Origin of the sequence: Curtobacterium sp. MMLR14_006 (assembly GCF_001864985.1) — a bacterium.
In the GTDB taxonomy this organism is placed as follows: Bacteria; Actinomycetota; Actinomycetes; order Actinomycetales; family Microbacteriaceae; genus Curtobacterium.
Map to the genome: position 1 here is coordinate 1 of NZ_MJGU01000014.1, position 272 is coordinate 272.

1 rRNA gene is annotated in these 272 nt (G+C 55.9%); it reads left to right on the forward strand.

Annotated elements, in window-relative coordinates:
- Window positions 1–154 precede the first annotated feature (154 nt).
- A 5S ribosomal RNA gene (rrf, locus tag BIU94_RS07425) occupies window positions 155–271 on the forward strand.
- The last annotated feature ends 1 nt before the right edge of the window (window position 272 follow it).

Consider the following 272-nt stretch of genomic DNA (forward strand, 5'->3'; position numbering starts at 1 on the left):
GCCGAAGACTTGACAACACAATTATTTCCCACACCTTAGGTGTGGGGCTCGCGTCCACTTTGTGGTTCCCGACAGACGATCGGGAATCGAAACTGAATAACTCAGCTACAGCTGGGACAGCTTTGAGACCAATGTACGATCTGGTCGAAGGTGTTCCGGTGGTCATAGCGAGAGGGAAACGCCCGGTCACATTCCGAACCCGGAAGCTAAGCCTCTCAGCGCCGATGGTACTGCAAGGGGGACCTTGTGGGAGAGTAGGACGCCGCCGGACT